This is a genomic window from Arthrobacter sp. FW306-06-A, from assembly GCF_021870055.1.
GTDB lineage: Bacteria > Actinomycetota > Actinomycetes > Actinomycetales > Micrococcaceae > Arthrobacter.
On sequence record NZ_CP084552.1, the window covers coordinates 2,117,767 to 2,134,807 of the forward strand.

16 protein-coding genes are annotated in these 17,041 nt (G+C 66.7%); 8 read left to right on the top strand and 8 right to left on the bottom strand.

The genetic code is table 11. The features are described from left to right. Window positions 1-221: 221 nt before the first annotated feature. Together LFT49_RS09705 and LFT49_RS09710 are read left to right on the top strand one after the other, a co-directional pair. Complete coding sequence (locus tag LFT49_RS09705) at window positions 222-1,115, top strand: SMP-30/gluconolactonase/LRE family protein (RefSeq protein WP_237430371.1); 894 nt, start codon at window positions 222-224, stop codon at window positions 1,113-1,115. A gap of 14 nt (window positions 1,116-1,129) precedes the next feature. Beyond that, a complete protein-coding gene (locus LFT49_RS09710; RefSeq protein WP_237430372.1) occupies window positions 1,130-2,161 on the top strand; it encodes an aldo/keto reductase in 1,032 nt (343 codons plus the stop codon). Window positions 2,162-2,194: 33 nt separating this feature from the next. Here the strand turns inward: LFT49_RS09710 and LFT49_RS09715 are convergent, their stop codons facing one another. The 3 genes from LFT49_RS09715 to LFT49_RS09725 form a co-directional block, all read right to left on the bottom strand. Continuing rightward, a complete protein-coding gene (locus LFT49_RS09715; protein WP_237430373.1) occupies window positions 2,195-2,431 on the bottom strand; it encodes a hypothetical protein in 237 nt (78 codons plus the stop codon). A 19-nt stretch (window positions 2,432-2,450) separates the two neighbouring features. Further along, complete coding sequence (locus LFT49_RS09720; protein ID WP_236802533.1) at window positions 2,451-3,884, bottom strand: flotillin family protein; 1,434 nt, start codon at window positions 3,882-3,884, stop codon at window positions 2,451-2,453. A 246-nt stretch (window positions 3,885-4,130) separates the two neighbouring features. Continuing rightward, window positions 4,131-4,919: an IclR family transcriptional regulator gene (locus LFT49_RS09725; protein ID WP_237430374.1), complete on the bottom strand. Its 789-nt coding sequence runs from the start codon at window positions 4,917-4,919 to the stop codon at window positions 4,131-4,133. Between the two features lie 215 nt (window positions 4,920-5,134). On the opposite strand from LFT49_RS09725, the gene LFT49_RS09730 reads away from it, so the two are divergent. The 3 genes from LFT49_RS09730 to LFT49_RS09740 are packed head-to-tail and all read left to right on the top strand — an operon-like array spanning window position 5,135 to window position 7,715. Continuing rightward, entirely contained in the window at window positions 5,135-6,457 is a 1,323-nt protein-coding gene (locus LFT49_RS09730; RefSeq protein WP_236802535.1) for an MFS transporter, read from the top strand. A gap of 5 nt (window positions 6,458-6,462) precedes the next feature. After that, window positions 6,463-6,972, top strand: coding sequence for a flavin reductase family protein (locus tag LFT49_RS09735; RefSeq protein WP_237430375.1), 510 nt, complete (start codon window positions 6,463-6,465; stop codon window positions 6,970-6,972). Then, complete coding sequence (locus LFT49_RS09740) at window positions 6,960-7,715, top strand: enoyl-CoA hydratase/isomerase family protein (RefSeq protein WP_236802537.1); 756 nt, start codon at window positions 6,960-6,962, stop codon at window positions 7,713-7,715. The genes LFT49_RS09735 and LFT49_RS09740 overlap by 13 nt, the downstream gene beginning before the upstream one ends. 8 nt (window positions 7,716-7,723) lie before the next feature. On the opposite strand, the gene LFT49_RS09745 is transcribed toward LFT49_RS09740, so the two are convergent. Beyond that, complete coding sequence (locus LFT49_RS09745; protein ID WP_237430376.1) at window positions 7,724-8,623, bottom strand: SDR family oxidoreductase; 900 nt, start codon at window positions 8,621-8,623, stop codon at window positions 7,724-7,726. Between the two features lie 47 nt (window positions 8,624-8,670). Further along, window positions 8,671-11,253, bottom strand: a complete 2,583-nt coding sequence (locus LFT49_RS09750) for an excinuclease ABC subunit UvrA (RefSeq protein WP_237430497.1) — start codon at window positions 11,251-11,253, stop codon at window positions 8,671-8,673. 185 nt (window positions 11,254-11,438) lie between these two features. Between LFT49_RS09750 and LFT49_RS09755 the strand changes: the two genes are divergently transcribed. Beyond that, window positions 11,439-12,263, top strand: coding sequence for a DUF1206 domain-containing protein (locus LFT49_RS09755; RefSeq protein ID WP_237430377.1), 825 nt, complete (start codon window positions 11,439-11,441; stop codon window positions 12,261-12,263). Between the two features lie 26 nt (window positions 12,264-12,289). On the opposite strand, the gene LFT49_RS09760 is transcribed toward LFT49_RS09755, so the two are convergent. Continuing rightward, window positions 12,290-13,066 carry an MBL fold metallo-hydrolase gene (locus tag LFT49_RS09760; protein ID WP_237430378.1) on the bottom strand — a complete coding sequence of 259 codons (777 nt, stop codon included), beginning with the start codon at window positions 13,064-13,066 and terminating at the stop codon, window positions 12,290-12,292. 238 nt (window positions 13,067-13,304) lie between these two features. On the opposite strand from LFT49_RS09760, the gene LFT49_RS09765 reads away from it, so the two are divergent. Continuing rightward, window positions 13,305-14,048, top strand: a complete 744-nt coding sequence (locus LFT49_RS09765) for an SGNH/GDSL hydrolase family protein (RefSeq protein WP_236802541.1) — start codon at window positions 13,305-13,307, stop codon at window positions 14,046-14,048. A gap of 52 nt (window positions 14,049-14,100) precedes the next feature. On the opposite strand, the gene LFT49_RS09770 is transcribed toward LFT49_RS09765, so the two are convergent. Together LFT49_RS09770 and LFT49_RS09775 are read right to left on the bottom strand one after the other, a co-directional pair. Further along, complete coding sequence (locus LFT49_RS09770; RefSeq protein WP_237430379.1) at window positions 14,101-14,802, bottom strand: SCO1664 family protein; 702 nt, start codon at window positions 14,800-14,802, stop codon at window positions 14,101-14,103. Window positions 14,803-14,830: 28 nt separating this feature from the next. Further along, a complete protein-coding gene (locus LFT49_RS09775) occupies window positions 14,831-15,460 on the bottom strand; it encodes an MSMEG_4193 family putative phosphomutase (protein WP_236802543.1) in 630 nt (209 codons plus the stop codon). 189 nt (window positions 15,461-15,649) lie between these two features. Here LFT49_RS09775 and LFT49_RS09780 point away from each other — a divergent pair, with 189 nt between their 5' ends. Further along, window positions 15,650-17,038 (top strand): sigma 54-interacting transcriptional regulator, encoded by a 1,389-nt coding sequence (locus LFT49_RS09780; RefSeq protein ID WP_236802544.1) that lies wholly within the window; start codon window positions 15,650-15,652, stop codon window positions 17,036-17,038. Window positions 17,039-17,041 lie beyond the last annotated feature (3 nt).

The following is a 17,041-nucleotide window of genomic DNA, read 5'->3' on the forward strand; positions in this document are numbered from 1 at the left end:
TGCTTTCCCTCCGTACAACGCTGTCAATCTCCGCCCTGCAGGGGGAATCGAGGCGAGTGAGGCTCGCCGACAGCCGATTGTATCTGAAACATATCCTGCAGGATCCGGCGCGGTAAGGTCGCCGTTACGATGCTTGCGGCTAGGGTGGTGCCTGTGCCGCCGCCGGGGCCTGTCGTGTCCGGGCACGCCGCGGCGGAACCCTGGACCGCAAAGGAGCTCCAATGGTTAGCGACTTCACGACCGGCTCACTTGAGTGCCTTTTCACGGGCTCGGTCTGGGCCGAAGGACCTCTGTGGGTTCCTTCGTCGCGGACGGTGCGCTGGAGTGACATCCCGAATGACCGCATCCTGGAATTCAGCCCGGCCAGCGGTGCCACCCGGGAGTATGCCGTCGGCGTCGAATACACCAACGGCCGCACCCTCGACGCCGACGGGAACGTGGTGCAGTGCAGCCACGGCCGGCGCCGGGTGGAGCGGGACAGTGAAGGGACCGTGACGGGCCTGGTGGACTCCTTCGAGGGCCGCCGGCTGAACTCGCCCAACGATGTGGTGGTGGCTCGTGACTCCAGCATCTGGTTCACCGACCCGCCGTACGGCATTCTTCCGGGGACGAAGGAGGGGCACGAGGGTGAGCAGGAATACGGCGGCTGCAACGTCTTCCGCTTCGATCCGGCCACGGGGAGACTCAGTGCTGTCATCACGGACCTGGTGCACCCCAACGGGCTGGCCTTCTCACCTGACGAGACGGTTCTCTACGTCGCCGACACCGCCGGTCCCCGTTACGGCGTCCCCCTGCGAATCGCCAGCTACAGTGTTGGCGATGGTACCTGCGGACCCCGGACAGGCACTTTGGAATTGGAAGACGGGTACCCGGCGGACGGCTTGAGGATCGACGTCGAAGGCAGGATCTGGACTTCAGCCGGCCCTTCGGTCCGCGTCTATTCGCCGTCCTTCGATCTCCTGGAGACCATCGCCGTGCCGGAAACCGTGTCCAACCTGTGCTTTGGCGGCCCCGACGGGAAGGACCTCTACCTCACCGCAACCACCAGCCTGTACCGGATCCGCACCACCACCACGGACGCGGCCGCCCGCACCTTTCCGCCCGACACCAACTGATCGCGAGGACACCCATGCAGTACCGAACCCTAGGAAACAGCGGCACCATCGTCACCAGCTATGCGCTGGGCACCATGACCTTCGGCGCAGAGGCGACAGAGGAAACCTCCCATGCCATCCTGGACAGCTACTTCGAGCGCGGCGGCAACTTCATTGACACCGCGGACGTGTACAGCGCCGGAGTGTCGGAGGAAATCATCGGACGGTGGCTGGCCAAACGGCCCGAGGCCAGGGACAGCGCCGTGGTCGCCACCAAGGGGCGCTTCCCCATGGGGACGGCACCGAACGACGTCGGGACGTCCCGCCGTCGCCTGGCGCGGGCCCTGGATAATTCCCTCCGCCGCCTTTGCGTGGAACAGATCGATCTCTACCAGATGCACGCATGGGACCCGATCACCCCGCTGGAGGAAACCCTCCGCTTCCTGGACGACGCCGTGGCAAGCGGAAAAATCGCCTACTACGGTTTCTCCAATTTCCTGGGCTGGCAGCTCACCAAGGCCGTCCATGTGGCCCGTAGCCAAGGCTGGAACCCGCCCATAAGCCTCCAGCCGCAGTACAGCCTGTTGGTCCGGGACATCGAGTTCGAGATCGTTCCGGCCGCGCTCGACGCCGGTATCGGCCTGCTGCCCTGGTCACCGCTGGGCGGCGGCTGGCTGTCCGGCAAGTACCAGCGGGACCAGCGCCCGTCCGGTGCAACCCGACTCGGCGAAAACCCCGAACGCGGCATGGAGGCCTGGAAGGCGCGCAACGAGAACCCGCGGACGTGGGCAGTTCTCGACGCCGTTGCGGACATTGCTTCTGCCCACGGTGTCAGCCATTCCCAGGTGGCGCTGGCGTGGCTGGCGGACCGGCCTGCAGTGACCTCGGTGATCCTGGGCGCCCGCACCACGGAGCAGCTGGCGGACAACTTGGCCGCCGCCGAACTGGAACTCACCGCCGAGGAAATCTCCCGGCTCACTCAGGCCAGCCAGCCCGAAACCGGCGTCTACCCCTACGGGCCGATGGCCCAGGAGCAGCGCAGCCGCAAGATGGAGGGCGGCCGGTAGCGAGCCACGACAGGTCCGGGGGAGCGCCCCAACTTAGTGCCTGAGCACGTCCGGCAGTTCATCCACATACACCGTTTGCGGAGGGTCGAAGTAGATCACCAGCACTTCAGCGCCCACCGGAAAGTCGCTGGCTTTGTCGAACGGGTGGGCGTGGAAGGCCATGATGCCGCCGAGATAGGGCAGCATGACTTCGCCGATGGTGCCCGGGCCAACCCGCCCGGTCACCCGGCCAATCTTTCCAGTCAGGCTGCGGTCAACGTTTTTGCGCATCCAGTGTTCCCCAAACCCGCTAGGAGCCCTGTGCCCGCGCGGGGCGCTTGGCGTCTTCACCCTTGCGCAGCGCGGACGCGAGGGCGGGGAGGTAGTCGCCGGCCTGGGCCAGGATTCCGCCCAGCATCTGGTTGACGCCCTCTCCGCCGTTCAGGACTGTCATGTTGCCGACATGGGAGAAAGGTTCCGCCGCCGCGGCGATGATGGCGGGCATGTTCTCGGCAAGCTGCTGGGATATGACTGCGTCCTGGTTGGTGCCCAGTGCTTCGGCGCGCGCCTTGATGCCGTCCGCCTCGGCCAGTGCCTTGGCCTTGATCGCGGAGGCCGCGGCATCACCCTTGGCCCTGGTGGCGGCGGCTTCGGCTTCGCCGGTGACCTTGGTGGCACCGGCAGTGGCAGCGGCTGCGGTGGCATTGGCCTGGGCCAGCAGCTCCGTCCGCCGTGCGTTGGCCTGGGCTTCCAGTTCCGTTCGGCGGGCCAATGCCTCCGCGGCGCTGATGTCCGCAGCCTTCTTGCCCTCCGCTTCGGTCCTTGTGGCATAGGCCTTGGCGTCCGCCGGCTTCCTGACAATGGTTTGGAGCTTCTGCTCTTCGCGGTCGGCCTCGAGCTTGGCCACCTCCGTTTCCTGGACCACCACCTGCTGCCGTGCCGTCGCTTCGGCCAGCGGGCCGGCCTGGGAAGCGTTTGCCCTGGCGCGCTCGGCGTTGGCCTGCGCCACGGACTGCCTGATTGCGGAAGCACTCTGCGCGTCCGCAATCAACGCTGCCGCCTCTGCCTCCTTCTCCGCCGCTTCCCGGTTACGTGTGGCCTCCGCAATCCGGGCCTCCATCTTCACCTGGGCGATATGCGGCTTGGCGATGTTCTGGATGTAGCCCGTTGGGTCCTGGAGGTCCTTGATCTGCAGGGAGTCCACCACCAGGCCCAGCTTCTCCATCTCCACGCCACTGGCGCTGCGGACCTGGGAAGCGAGCTTGTCCCGCTCACGGATGATCTCCTCCACCGTCATGCTGCCGATGATGGAGCGCAGATGGCCCTCGAAGACGTTATAGACCTGGCTTTCCATTTTTGGCTGCTGGCCCAGGAAACGGCGGGCCGCATTGGCGATAAATGGCGGGGCATCACCGATTTTGTAAATAACCACGCCCTCCACGACGACCTGGATGCCCTGGGACGTAACGCAGGAAACCTTGAGCTCGGTTTCATTCAACGTCAGCGACAGCGGCCGCACCGTCTGGAGGCCGGGTAGGACCAAGGCGCCTTTGCCGGTGACAATCTTGAAGTCCATTCCTTCCCGGGTTTCCAGCGTTCCGCGCGTCAGTCCGGAGATGATGAGGGCCTCATTCGGTTCAGCTACTTTCCACATCAGCTTGGTGGCCACCCAGATAAAGGCGATGGCAAAAAGAACCCCCAAAACAATGGCAATAAGCGGGAAGAACGGTGCAAAGTCCGGCATAACCAGATCCTTTCAATGCCGTGAACAGGCATCACGGTCAAGCCCCAATAAGTGCAGCCGTCCTTTTACCGCACCGCTGAAGTGCCCTCGATTCAGGCGTTTCCGGCCAGCTGTTGTAGACAGTTTGATTCGGCCCCGCGCAGGAGTCCAGAGCTGGGCCGACATTTGCCTGCGGCAACGGAAAATGGCTAACGACGACGGCACCTGGCGTCCGTTGTCGGGTCCGGCAACCGGGGCGGGACCAGGTCAGGAGGGAAGGCTTTTCTCCAGGTAGCCGAGGGCAGCGCTGGCCGCCCTCGCGGCGTCCGCGACCGCCGGACCCAGCCGCCCGACGTCGTCCGGACTTACGCGCTGGGTGGGAAAACCGACGCCCAGGACTGCAGCGAGGCGCCCGGCGTGGTTGAAGACCGGGGCGCTGATGGAGCCCACGTCTGAGTTCCGCTCCCCAAAGGCTGCGTAGAAGCCCGCAGCTTTCGCCTCGCTGACCTGGCTGTCGAGTTTCTCCCACGTATCCGGGGTCGCCGAGGTGTAGCTGGTCAGCTCCGTGTCCTGGATTGCCTCACGGGCTTCGGGATCGAAGGCAAGGAAGATCTTTCCCGGCGCCCCGGCATGCATCGGCATGACCTGCCCCACCAGGAAGGGCCGCATCACCACGTGACGGGTTTCGGCCACCGCAACCACAGTGCGGAAGGCGCCGTCACGCATGTACAGGCAGGCCGTCTCTCCGGTCTTGTCGCGCAGTTCCTGGAGGAAGGGATGGACCAAACGGACCACATCCAGGCCGAAGGTGCCGGGGGTGGCCCACTGGACCAGGCGCAACCCGATCCGGTAGCGGTCTCCGTCGCGGTCAAGGAACCCTTCCCGCACCATGTTCTGCACCAGCCGCTGGCATGTACTCGACGGCAGCCCCGTCTGCCGGACGATTTGCTGGAGCGTAGGTTCCGGGAACTCAATGGAAAAGCAGTTCAGGATCTCGCTGACTTTGCGCAGCACCAGGAGGGGCTGCGCGGATCCGCTGCTTCGCTCTGACGCCAACGCCTTTGTCCCTTATCTCAGCGATCTTCCGGGGTGTGAGTGGTTATTCTATGGCGCCGCGCCAGGTGAAGTTAATCGTTGACATAGGCAACGAGGACCCGCACCATGGGTTGGAGAACCGCATTGCGGGTCCAGTGGGCCTGATTTCGGAACCCCCATCTGTCCGATTTTGAAGCCAGGCCGGCGCCCTACTACATCTGACCAATGGAGTGATGATGAGTATTCAAGGAGTGACCCGGGAGCAGGCCGTAAGGCGGGCCACCGTGGCAAGTGTCGTGGGTACAACGATCGAGTGGTACGACTTTTTCCTTTATGGAACTGCCGCTGCCCTGGTGTTTCCCCAGTTGTTCTTCCCGGGCCAAGTGGCCTTCGCCGGTGTGCTTGCAGCTTTCGGCACACAGTTTGTCGGCTTTGTGGCCAGGCCCATCGGTGCGGCCATCTTCGGCCACTTCGGTGACCGGATCGGCCGCAAGACAACGCTCATGGCCACGCTTTTCCTCATGGCCTTCGGAACCGTGCTGATTGGCTGCCTCCCGACGTACCAAAGCATCGGCGTCGCCGCGCCGGTCCTGCTGGTACTGCTCCGCATCATCCAGGGCATCGGCGTTGGCGGCGAGTGGGGCGGGTCGGTCCTGCTGAGCATGGAATGGGGCGACCAGGCCCGGCGGGGCCTGTCCGCTTCCTGGCCGCAGATCGGGGTGCCGCTGGGATTGGTCCTGTCCACCGGCGTCGTCCGGCTGACTACTGCCGCCACCGGCGCTGAGGGATTTGTCGCCTATGGCTGGCGGATCCCCTTCATTCTGAGCATCATCCTGATCGGTGTAGGCCTGTTCGTTCGCCTGCGCGTCATTGAAAGCCCCGAGTTCGACGCCGTCCGGCAGTCCAACAAGGTGGTAAGGGCTCCGATCATCGAGGTGATCCGGAGGCAGCCCAAGGAGATCCTGCTCTCCGCACTGGTGCGCACTTCGGAACAGGCACCTTTCTACCTGTTCATTACCTTCGTGATCACGTACGCCACCAAGCAGCTGAAGCTGGACAGCAACTCCATCCTCGATGACACGCTGATTGCAGCAGCCTTGGGGCTGATCAGCGTGCCCCTCTTCGGGCGCCTTTCAGACCGTTTCGGCCGCCGGCGCGTCTACGGAACCGGCATCGTGCTCACGGCGCTGTTTGCATTTCCCTACTTTGGGCTGCTGAACACCCGGGACGCACTGTGGGTCGGCGTTGCGGTGGTGGTCAGCCTGATCCTGCACGACATCCAGTACGGCCCGCAGGCTGCCCTGATCGCCGAAAGCTTCGACACGGACATCCGTTACACGGGTGCCGGACTGGGATACCAGCTGGCCAGCGTGATCGCCGGTGGTCCCGCGCCCCTGATTGCGGCGGCGTTGCTGGCAAACTACGGCAACTCGACGTCGATCTCGCTCTACATCATCCTCTGCTGCATCATCGCCATGCTTGCCCTGATCTTCCTGCCCAGGGCAAAGGGGGCGCTGGCCAAGGACGCCGCTGCCGCCGCGACGCCCAGGAACCTGTAGGACGAATGCGATCAGACTTTGACCCCGGCCAGCTGGGGCCGCGGGAGTTCGACAAGTTCCCGACCTCGGTAGTTGTTCCACGGCCCATCGCCTGGGTGTCGAGCACATCACCGGCAGGCGTGGACAACCTCGCGCCCCACTCGTTCTTCACTGTCGCCTCGGTGGACCCTCCGATCATCCAGTTCACCTCAGTGGGGGAAAAGGACTCCTTGCGGAACATCGAGGCGACGGGGGAGTTCGTGGTGAACCTTGCTCCGGCCGCGCTGATCCAGGAGGTCAACGCCACCGGCACGAATTTCAGTTCCGACGTGAGCGAGTTTGATGCCGCGGGCCTCACCCGCGAGCCCAGCGCCGTGGTCCGGCCGCCCCGCGTCAAGGAGTCCCCGGCAGTTCTGGAGTGTTCACTTCACCAGACCCTCCGTATCGGCGGCTGCGTCCTGGTGTTCGGGGTGGTGGTCCACGGATCAGTCTCCACCGGGGTGCAGGAAAGGGCAGCCGACGTATGGCGTCAGTAAGTGTTGAAGAAGCGGGAGCTGTCGCGACGCTGTCCTTTGGCAGCGGGCAACGGCTCAATGCCCTCGGTTACGCCGAGTGGCAGGAGCTGGGGCATGCAGTCAATGGGCTGGCAGCCAGCCCGTCCCTGCGTGCGGTGGTAGTGCGGGGCAGGGGAGGAGTGTTCTGCTCAGGCTTTGACGTGCGCGAATGGGAGGGCCGGACGGACACGGAGGTCAGCCGGACGTTCGATGTGATCGAGTCCGCCCTGCAGGCGCTCGAGGACCTGCCAGTACCTACCGTGGCCATTGTGGAGGGAGTAGCGGCCGGCGGGGGCTGCCAGCTGGCTCTCGCCTGCGACCTGCAGCTGCTCACCCCGTCGGCCCGCATCGGGATGCCTGTGGCGCGCCTCGGACTGCTGGTTCCAGCCACCTTCGCCAACCGCATGGCACTGCGCATAGGCCCGTCGCGGACCAAGGACCTTCTGTTTGGCGGCCGTATGCTGACCGCCCACCAAGCCTGGTCCATGGGCCTGGTCACCACCCTGGCTCCCGACGATGACGCGGATGCGCTGCTGGAAGCGATCCTCGATAATTGGCGGGGAGCTTCGGCGGCGTCCCTGCGGGCATCAAAGGCAGCCGTCAACGAGGGTCTGGGCCTGGTGACCGACGCCGGCCGTCGGGCAACACCGGGGCCTGCAGTGGATCCCGTTGAGTTCCAGGGCCGCGTCAAGGGCTTCCTGGCCCGTCAGCGAAAGAACGTGTAGCACTTCCGTCAGGACTTGCCCCGGTACGAGGGGCGCACCCCGGGAAGCGGTTGCTGCGGCTCTTCCAGGACGGTGACGTCCAGGGCCATCCGGTGCCTGTCGCGCAGGCGCCCGTGCAGGACGTTGCGCAGCCCGTACGTCACCAGCCTCCGCTTGGTCAGGAACCGGAATTCCGCCTTATCCGAGGTCACCAGGTCCACGATGGGCCATGCGGCATCGTCCGCCGTCTGGCCCCACAGCCCGACGACCACCGGCAGGGCGCCGAGGCGGTGCTGGTACCCGGGCTGGGAGGTCACCCGCCCCAGGAGATCGGTCTGCACCAGGCCGGGATTCATGCCGTGCACCCGGACGCCGGTGCCTTTGGTTTCCAGCTGCAGCGTCTCCGTGAACTGGCGGACCCACCGCTTGCTGGAGGCATAGGCGTTTTGGAGCGCGACGGGCCCGCGGTCGCCCTGGCCGTACAGATTGACCAGGTCGCCGTGGCCTTGGGCAAGGAACACCGGCAACGCCACCCGGGCGCCGTGGAAAGTCCCCAGAATGTTGGTTCGCACCACTTGCGTGAAGTCAGCCACGGGCGTGGACGCCGTCGGCCCGAACACCCCGGACACGCCTGCGTTATTGACCCAGATGTCCAACGTCCCCCGGCTGGTGGCCTCGTCCCGGAGCGCCTCCACGTCCCCTGGCTCTCCGGTGTCGCACCGCCGTCCTGACGCCGCGATGCCTTCAGCCCGCAGGCGCCCGACGGCGGCAGCAACGCCGTCGTCCGACCTGGACGCCAGCACCACCGTTGCGCCGTGCAGGCCCAGAGCCCGTGCCATGGCAAAGCCGAGCCCGCGGGACGAACCGGTCACCACCGCTACGCGGCCCTGAAGCACGTCCCGGGGAAGGGCACCGCGTTGTAAACGCATTACCCAGTGATACGCGCCCGGCGCGGAGGAGGGCAAGGGGCCGGCGGCTACCCGTTCCGGGCTGCGTGGCGGGCCTGAAGTGCGGCAGCCAGGTAGGGCGCGGTGCGGCTGTTGACGGAACGCGCGACGGCGGCCGGGTCACCGTCGGCGACGATCTCCCCGCCGGCGTCACCACCGGCGGGCCCCAGGTCCATCACCCAGTCGGCGGCGGCCACCACATCCATCGCATGTTCCACCAGGACCACGGTGTTGCCGGCGTCCACCAGCCGGTTGAGCTGCGCCATCAGGAGCTGGACGTCGGCGGGGTGCAGTCCCGTGGTGGGCTCATCCAGGAGGTACAGCGTGTGCCCGCGCCGGGCGCGCTGCAGTTCCGTGGCCAGCTTGATCCGCTGCGCCTCGCCGCCGGAGAGTTCGGTGGCGGGCTGGCCCAGCCGGAGGTAGCCCAGCCCCACGTCCTGCAGCGTCTGCAGGGAACGTGCCGCGGTGGGAACTCCCGCCAGGAAACCGGCGGCGGCGTCGACCGTCATGCCCAGCACCTCGGCGATGTTCCTGCCGTGGTACGTGACCTCCAGGGTCTCCGGGTTGTAGCGCGAGCCCTGGCATTCCGGGCACGGACCGTAGCTGCCGGGCAGGAAGAGCAGTTCCACTGCCACGAACCCTTCGCCCTGGCAGGTCTCGCAGCGCCCGCCGGGCACATTGAACGAGAAACGGCCGGGCCCGAACCCCCGGCTCCTGGCAGCCTCGGTGGCAGCGAACTCCTTCCGGACGGCGTCGAACAGCCCGGTGTAGGTGGCCAGGTTGGAGCGCGGAGTGCGGCCGATCGGCCTTTGGTCCACCTTGACCAGGCGGTCGATCCCTTCCAGCCCGCTCACGGTGCCGACGCTCAGGGGCCCATTGTTGTCTTCGGCCTGGTCCTGGTCCGGCTCATCGGCGGCAGGCCCGGTCACCGTGCGCAGTGCCGCGCCGGCCACGCCGGCCAGGACCTGGCTGACCAGGGTGGACTTCCCGGAACCGGACACACCGGTGACCGCCGTCAGGACGCCGAGTGGAAAAGCCGCGTCCAGGTTCCGCAGGTTGTGGCGGCTCACATCGCGCAGCTCAAGCCAGCCCGCGGGCTGCCGGGGCCCACCCCTGCCGGCGTCAGCGCCGCCGTCGCCCGTTGCCGCTTGCCGTTCCCCCCGGAGCTCTCCCTCCTGGAAAAGGAACGGCCGCGTCACGGACTCCGGCACTGCCTTGAGGCCCTGCACCGGGCCGCTGTACAGCACCTCTCCGCCGTCTTCGCCCGCACGGGGTCCCACGTCCACCAGCCAGTCCGCGCGGCGGACCAGGTCCATGTTGTGCTCCACCACGAACACGGAATTCCCGGACGATTTGAGCTGGTCCAGCACGGCAACTAGAGGTTCGGCGTCTGCCGGATGCAGGCCTGCGGACGGTTCATCGAGCACGTAGATCACGCCGAAAAGCCCGGAGCGCAGCTGCGTGGCAATCCGGAGCCGCTGCATTTCGCCGGGCGAAAGCGTTGGCGTGGGCCGGCCCAGCGCCAGGTAGCCCAAGCCAAGCTCCAGCAGCACGTTGATGCGCTGCAGCAGGTCCCGGGTGATGGCCACGGCCACTTCGTTGGACTCGGAGGACTGCCTTCGGGAGGCGGTTCCCGCAGCGGCCAGTTCCGTGGTGGGGCGGATAAGCTCCGCCAGTTTGGCCATGGGCACGGCGTTAAGCCCGGAAATGGTGTGGCCGGCGAAGGTGACCGCCAGAGCCTCGGGCCGGAGTCCTGTCCCGCCGCAGCGGGGGCACGGTCCCGTCTCCATGAACCGCAGCACTTTCTCCCGCATTGCAGGGCTCTTGGAGTCGAGCAGCGTGTGCATCACGTAGCTCTTGGCGCTCCAGAACCGGCCTTTGTAGGGCTTGGCCACGCGGTCCCGCTGCGGCGTCACTTCCACCACAGGCTGTTCTTCGGTGAACAGGATCCAGTCGCGCTGCTTCCGGGGAAGCTGATGCCAGGGGGTGTCGACGTCGTAGCCCAGGTGGGACAGGATGTCGCGCAGGTTCTTGCCCTGCCAGGCGCCGGGCCAGGCCGCGATGGCGCCATCACGGATGCTCAGGGACGGGTCTGGAACCAGTGATGCTTCACTGACGGTGTGGGCAGTACCCAGGCCGTGGCATTCCGGGCAGGCGCCGGCCGCAGTGTTGGGGGAGAAGGCGTCCGAGTCCAGCGAAGGGGCGCCGGCAGGGTAGGTGCCTGCACGCGAGAAGAGCATGCGCAGCGAATTGGACAAGGTGGTGACGGTGCCAACGGTGGAGCGGGAGGTGGCCGTGCCCCGGCGCTGCTGGAGGGCGACGGCGGGCGGCAGCCCGGTAACCTGTTCCACCTTGGGGTTGTGCCCCTGCTGGATGAGCCGCCGGGCATAGGGTGCCACCGATTCGAAGAACCTGCGCTGCGCTTCCGCGTAAATGGTGCCGAACGCGAGGGACGACTTGCCGGAGCCGGAGACACCGGTGAACGCCACGATCGCATCCCGTGGCACGTCCACGCTCACGTTCCGCAGGTTGTTTTCGCGGGCCCCACGCACCCGGACGAACCCGTCTTCGGCATTGCCGGCCGCAACGGACGGTAGGGTCGGGGCGGTCAGTTCGTCAGGGTTCTGTTTGGCATGCACCGCTTCGACTGTAGTGCCGATCCGTGGATGGCCGGGAATTTCTTTGCACCTGTTGGGCCGGCACGGGCGGATCTACACTGAATCATTCCGCGACGCTGACAGGCGGGGAGGCTGACCGGGAAGAGAAGAACCAACTACATATTTGGGAAGGGCCGGCCATGGGCAACGCGTCGCAGGGAGCTAACAGGGCAGTATCGGAGGCCGCATCCGCCAGCCGCAGCCCGGTGGTCCGCATGTTGGCCCGGGCAGGATTTGTCTTCATCGGCCTGGTCCATATCCTGATCGGCGTCATTGCCCTGCAACTGGCCCGCGGCCAGGGCGGCGAGGCCGACCAGTCGGGCGCGATCGGAACGCTGGCAGCCAAGCCCGGCGGCGGCATCCTGCTTTGGGCCGGCGCCGTGGCCTGCGGCGCACTCGCCCTGTGGATGCTCAGTGAAGCGTTCTATGGTGCCCGCAGCGGGACTGAATCCAAAAAGAAGGTCAAAGAGGCGGCCACCGCGGTGGGCAAGGCCGTCGTGTTTGGTTTCCTGGCCTTCACCTTTGCCGTCTTTGCCTCGGGCGGCAGCAAGAACTCCAGCCAGTCGGCCAGCGACTTCACGGCAAAGCTGATGGGGGCACCGGCCGGGATGGTGCTTGTGGTTGCGGTGGGGCTGGCGATCGCCGGCGCCGGCATCTTTTATGCCTACCGGGGTGTTTCCCGGAAGTTCATGAAGGACCTGCAGGATCCGGGCAGCGCCCGCACGGCGGTCGAGTGGCTCGGAACTGTCGGCTACACAGCCAAAGGTGTGGTGCTCGCCGTCGTCGGTATCCTGATCATCGTGGCGGCCGCCACCGCTGACCCGTCCAAATCCTCAGGTTTGGACGGTGGACTGAAAACCCTCGGCTCACAGCCTTACGGCGTGTTCCTTCTCGCCGCCATCGCGGCCGGGCTCATCTGCTACGGCGTGTACTCCATGGCGCGGGGGCGCTACGGAAAGTTCTGAACCCGCCCCGGACGGCCCCGCCAGGATCAGCGTTCCCGGGCGCCCCGGCCGAGGGCGGCCAGAGCCGAGCCCAACGGGAGGTGCAGCGCGGGCCCGTGGCCGGGGAGGATGACAGTGGCATCCGTTCCCTCCAGTTTCCGCAGGGCGGCCACCGCCTCTGCAGGGTCTGCGTGATACATCCGGTGCAGCATCTGCGGCCCTGCAGTCCGGCTGATCGGGTGGCCGGTGACGAACGAATCACCAACTGCGATGACGCCCGCCTCCGGAAGGAGGATTGCCGCGTTGCCCGGGGTATGGCCGGGCAGGGAGACGGCGACGGGGTTGCCCGGCAGGGACCGGAGCGTGGCCGCGTCCCACGCCTGTGCTCCGGCCGCAGGCTTCGCCGCCAGCGCACCGGCTTTAATGGCATGAACCATCCAGCGCAGGACGCGCGGCCGCCATGCACGGCTGAGCACCTGACCAAGGGTGACCTGGTGCTTTTCCGTTCCCTGCACGTGCGCCAGTTCTTCGGGGGCGCACAGCACCGGGGTTCCGAACGCCTCGGCGAAGTACGCCGCGGAGCCGGTGTGGTCCACATGGCCGTGCGTGACCAGCAGCGCAAGGGCGTCGGCAGGTTCCAGGCCCAGATAGCGGAGTGAGGCAAGGACGTGGCGGCGGTCGGCGGGGTAGCCGCTGTCGATGAGGATGAAGCCCGTCCCGTCCCGGACCACGATCCAGTTGGCGGCCGGCCCTTCGGCGAAGTAGATGCCAGGTGCCTGCTCGGAAAGGCCGGCGGCGGGGTTCCACGTGGATTGCTGCTGCACGGGTCAAGGGTAGCTGCCCAAGCGCAGCCGGAGTGGCCGTGGACCCCTGCCCCCAAACCCGGCCGAGGGCTACCTAATGCCCTAAGACTTCCTGTGCAGTCGCTGTGCATCCTGTTGATTCTGGTCACCTTCGCCCTACAGTGTTCCCACAATTGCCTACGATGGGACACGGACAAAGGACAGATCGGCGGCAGCGAGTCAGCTGCCGCCACGCATTTCCAGGGAGGAGGCAGCACCCATGCGGCACAATTTCTTGCTTTCCGAGCACCCCGGGCGCGTTCTCGCGGCGGGAGCTGTTGCCCTCCTCCTGGCCGTCACATCGGGAAGCACGGCCCAGACCCAGCCATCCGCCACGGCGGCGCCTCCTGTCCGCGTGGTGGTGGTCGGGGACTCACTGAGCACAGGCCACGGTACCTCTCCACAGCAGGCATGGCCGGCGCTTATGCGGAAAGACCCGGAAGTGGCCGGCCTGGAAGTGGTCAACGCCGCCGAGGACGGAAGCGGCTACCTCAGCCTGGGTGACTACAACGGAACCTTCGGCACCCAGGTTGAAGACTTCGTCACCCCGGACACGGGCATTGTGGTCTTCTTCGGATCCGAGAACGACCTGGGGTACGCGCCCGCTGACATAGGCAGCGCTGCCCTTGCCGCAATGGACCGGGCGGAGACCCTGGCCCCTGATGCCAGAATCATCGTGGTGGGCCCGCCTTCCTACACGGCAACTCCGGACCCGGGGCTGGTGGACATCAGCGACCAGCTCAAGGCCGCCGCCCAGCAGGCCGGCGGGGAGTTCGTGGACCCGATTGCCGAGGGCTGGATCAGCGATGACTTCGACGATCTGATCGGTCCCGACGGCGACCATCCAACCGTGCAGGGGCAGCACTACCTGCTGGACCACATCGGCGCCTACCTTGAGCAGGCAGCCCCGGCGGCAGCGGCCGCCATGGAAGGGCGCCAGGACCCGCGCAGGCCTGCCGCCTAGTCCCACGGCCAGGACGGGAGAGGCCTGGCCGGAACCATCTGGATCAAAGCATCTAGACCAAGGGCCAGGGGTAGCGCATGCCCGTGCGGTCCACGGGGAGGACCTTTTCCTGCAGCATGCGTTGGACCCTGCGCTGGAGTGCGGCCACCTCGGCTTCGTCAAGCAACGCGGCGAGGTCGGGCGGCACCGCGGCGGCCAAGGGGCTGATGTCCTCGAGCAGGGCATCAGGAACGGGGTCGCCGGCGAAGTCCCAGATCACCGTCCGCAGCTTGAACGCGGCCGAGAAGCACAGGCCGTGGTCGATGCCCCAGATGTGGCCGTCGGTGCCGCGCAGCACGTGGCCGCTTTTCCGGTCGGTATTGTTCGCCACGTAATCGAACAAGGCCATCCGGGCAAGCTCCGGATGCGTTTCGGGGGAGTCGGCGAAAAGTGTGAAGTAGTGCTCCTCGAGGTCGCCCTCGATGAACCACTGCAGGGACCCCACCCCCAGCGGTGCATCCGTGCGGACCACCGTCGGCGGGACGATTCCCCATCCCAGTGCCTCACTGAGCAGGTACGCGGCCCGCTCCCGGCGGTGCAGGCCGGCGTCGAAATCTGCGAGCGGACGTTCCCCCGCAACGGGTTTATAGACTGCCCAGTTGGAGTCTTCCCCGCACGAAAGCGCCACGAGGAAGGTGGCATTGCTGCCGCTCATGATGCGGCCCAGCAACTCCACGCGGCCCTCCGTGAGGAGTGTCAGTTCCCGCCCGGACACCGCAGGCCCCACGCTAATGCACGTCCGATCACTGCGCCCTCAGCCCGCTGAGGGGTTCGGACATCGAATTCACCGTGAGCACGGCGGGTGCCTGGCCGTCGGTGTAGGAGATCGCCGAGACCGACGCCGGGCTGATCATGATCCGCTGGAAGAGGTCCAGGTGGGTGCCCAGCGCGTGCGCGACGGCCGCTTTGATGGGGTCCGCGTGGGAAAAACAGACGACGACGGCACCCGGGTGCGCGGCCCGGAGTGCGTCCAGGCTGCCGACAATCCGGGCCTGCATTCCGGAGAACCCCTCGCCATTGGGGAAACGGAAAGCGGACGGGTTGTGCTGGACGGTTTGCCACTCCGGCAAACCCGTCAGGCCGGCGAGCGCGGCACCCGTCCAGTCGCCGAAATCGCATTCCAGGAGACCGGCGTCCTCGCTGACGGTGACCCCGGCACGGACCGCAGTAGGCTCCGCCGTCTCCCGTGCCCGCTCGAGGGGCGAGGAATAGACCGCGTGCACGGGCAGGCCGGAAAGGCGCTCAGCCACGGCGTCGGCCTGGGCACGTCCCCGCTCGGAAAGGTGCAGCCCCGGGGCCCGGCCGGGCAGGACGGTACCAGTGGTGGGCGTCTGGCCGTGCCGGACTAAAAGGATCAATGTGCTCTGTGTCATTGCGTCTAAGCGTAGCCGCGAGGGGACCCCGTGCCGAGCCTGCGAGGCGCGGGGAGCGGCAAGCGGTAGCCGCGAGGGGACCCCGTGCCGAGCCTGCGAGGCGCGGGGAGCGGCAAGCGGTACGGGCAGCCGTTTGGGAATCTGGAGGAATCTCTCGATTAGCCGCAGGGCGGGGCTTACGGTAGAGAGGTGACTGATCGCCCCGATATCTACACCGTTGGTGAACTCCGTGCGGCAGGCTACGTCCTCAAGGACCTTCGCCACGAAATCCGCGACAATCTCCTCGCCGCCCTGGCGGAAGGACGCGACCCCTGGCCAGGCCTCTATGGCTTCAGCAGGACGGTGATTCCCCAGCTGGAGCGGGCACTGATAGCAGGCCATGACATTGTCCTGCTGGGCGAGCGCGGCCAGGGCAAGACCCGCCTGCTCCGCACCCTGGCCGGGCTGCTGGACGAATGGTCGCCCGTGATTGAGGATTCGGAGCTTAACGAGCATCCGTTCGAACCGATCACCGAACAGTCCCGGACCCGCGCGGTGACCGAAGGGGACCGGCTGCGGGTTGCATGGCGGCACCGTTCGGAGCGCTATGTCGAGAAACTGGCAACGCCGGACACCTCGGTGGCAGACCTCATCGGTGACGTGGACCCGATGCGCGTAGCCGAAGGCCGCCGGCTGGGGGACCCGGAGACCATCCACTACGGGCTCATTCCGCGCTCGAACCGCGGCATCATCGCCATCAACGAACTGCCGGACCTTGCCGAACGCATCCAGGTGGCCATGCTCAACGTCATGGAGGAGCGGGACATCCAGATTCGCGGGTACGTGTTGCGGTTGCCGCTGGACGTGTTGGTGGTCGCCTCCGCCAACCCTGAGGACTACACCAACCGCGGCCGGATCATCACGCCGCTGAAGGACCGGTTCGGCGCGGAGATCCGCACGCACTACCCGATCGAACTGGAAGACGAGGTCTCGGTCATCCGGCAGGAGGGCCGGCTGGTGGCGGATGTCCCGCCGTTCATCCTGGAGATCCTGGCCCGCTACACCAGGGCGCTGCGGCAGTCGCCGGCGATCAACCAGACGTCCGGTGTTTCCGCCCGGTTTGCCATTGCCGGGGCAGAGACCATCGCCGCCGCGGCCCTGCGGCGGGCCAGCCTGCGGGGTGAGGACCAAGCTGTCGCCCGGATCATCGACCTGGAACCCGCCGTGGAGGTGCTCACCGGGAAGATTGAATTCGAATCGGGCGAGGAAGGGCGTGAGCAGGGCGTCCTTGACCACCTGCTGCGCACCGCCACAGCCGAGGCGGTCAGGGCCCATTTCCAGGGGCTGGACATGGGCCCGCTCGTGAACGCCCTCGATGGCCACCGGACCGTCAGCACCGGCGAGCAGGTCACAGCCCGGGAGTTCCTTGGCAACCTGCCGTCGCTGAACGGCTCCGGCCTCTACGAGGAAATTGGCCGGCGCCTCGGTGCGGTGAACGACGGCCAGCGGGCCGCCGCCGTCGAACTCGCCTTGGAAGGCCTGTACCTGGGCCGGCGGATCTCCAAGGAGTCCGACGACGAGGAAACCATTTACGGCTAAGCC

Excerpts from the sequence above, each read along its gene's own strand:
- LFT49_RS09705 (WP_237430371.1), top strand. The coding sequence starts at position 222 with ATGGTTAGCGACTTCACGACCGGCTCACTTGAGTGCCTTTTCACGGGC.
- LFT49_RS09710 (WP_237430372.1), top strand. The coding sequence starts at position 1,130 with ATGCAGTACCGAACCCTAGGAAACAGCGGCACCATCGTCACCAGCTAT.
- LFT49_RS09715 (WP_237430373.1), bottom strand. The coding sequence starts at position 2,431 with ATGCGCAAAAACGTTGACCGCAGCCTGACTGGAAAGATTGGCCGGGTG.
- LFT49_RS09720 (WP_236802533.1), bottom strand. The coding sequence starts at position 3,884 with ATGCCGGACTTTGCACCGTTCTTCCCGCTTATTGCCATTGTTTTGGGG.
- LFT49_RS09730 (WP_236802535.1), top strand. The coding sequence starts at position 5,135 with ATGAGTATTCAAGGAGTGACCCGGGAGCAGGCCGTAAGGCGGGCCACC.
- LFT49_RS09735 (WP_237430375.1), top strand. The coding sequence starts at position 6,463 with ATGCGATCAGACTTTGACCCCGGCCAGCTGGGGCCGCGGGAGTTCGAC.
- LFT49_RS09740 (WP_236802537.1), top strand. The coding sequence starts at position 6,960 with ATGGCGTCAGTAAGTGTTGAAGAAGCGGGAGCTGTCGCGACGCTGTCC.
- LFT49_RS09745 (WP_237430376.1), bottom strand. The coding sequence starts at position 8,623 with ATGCGTTTACAACGCGGTGCCCTTCCCCGGGACGTGCTTCAGGGCCGC.
- LFT49_RS09755 (WP_237430377.1), top strand. The coding sequence starts at position 11,439 with ATGGGCAACGCGTCGCAGGGAGCTAACAGGGCAGTATCGGAGGCCGCA.
- LFT49_RS09765 (WP_236802541.1), top strand. The coding sequence starts at position 13,305 with ATGCGGCACAATTTCTTGCTTTCCGAGCACCCCGGGCGCGTTCTCGCG.
- LFT49_RS09775 (WP_236802543.1), bottom strand. The coding sequence starts at position 15,460 with ATGACACAGAGCACATTGATCCTTTTAGTCCGGCACGGCCAGACGCCC.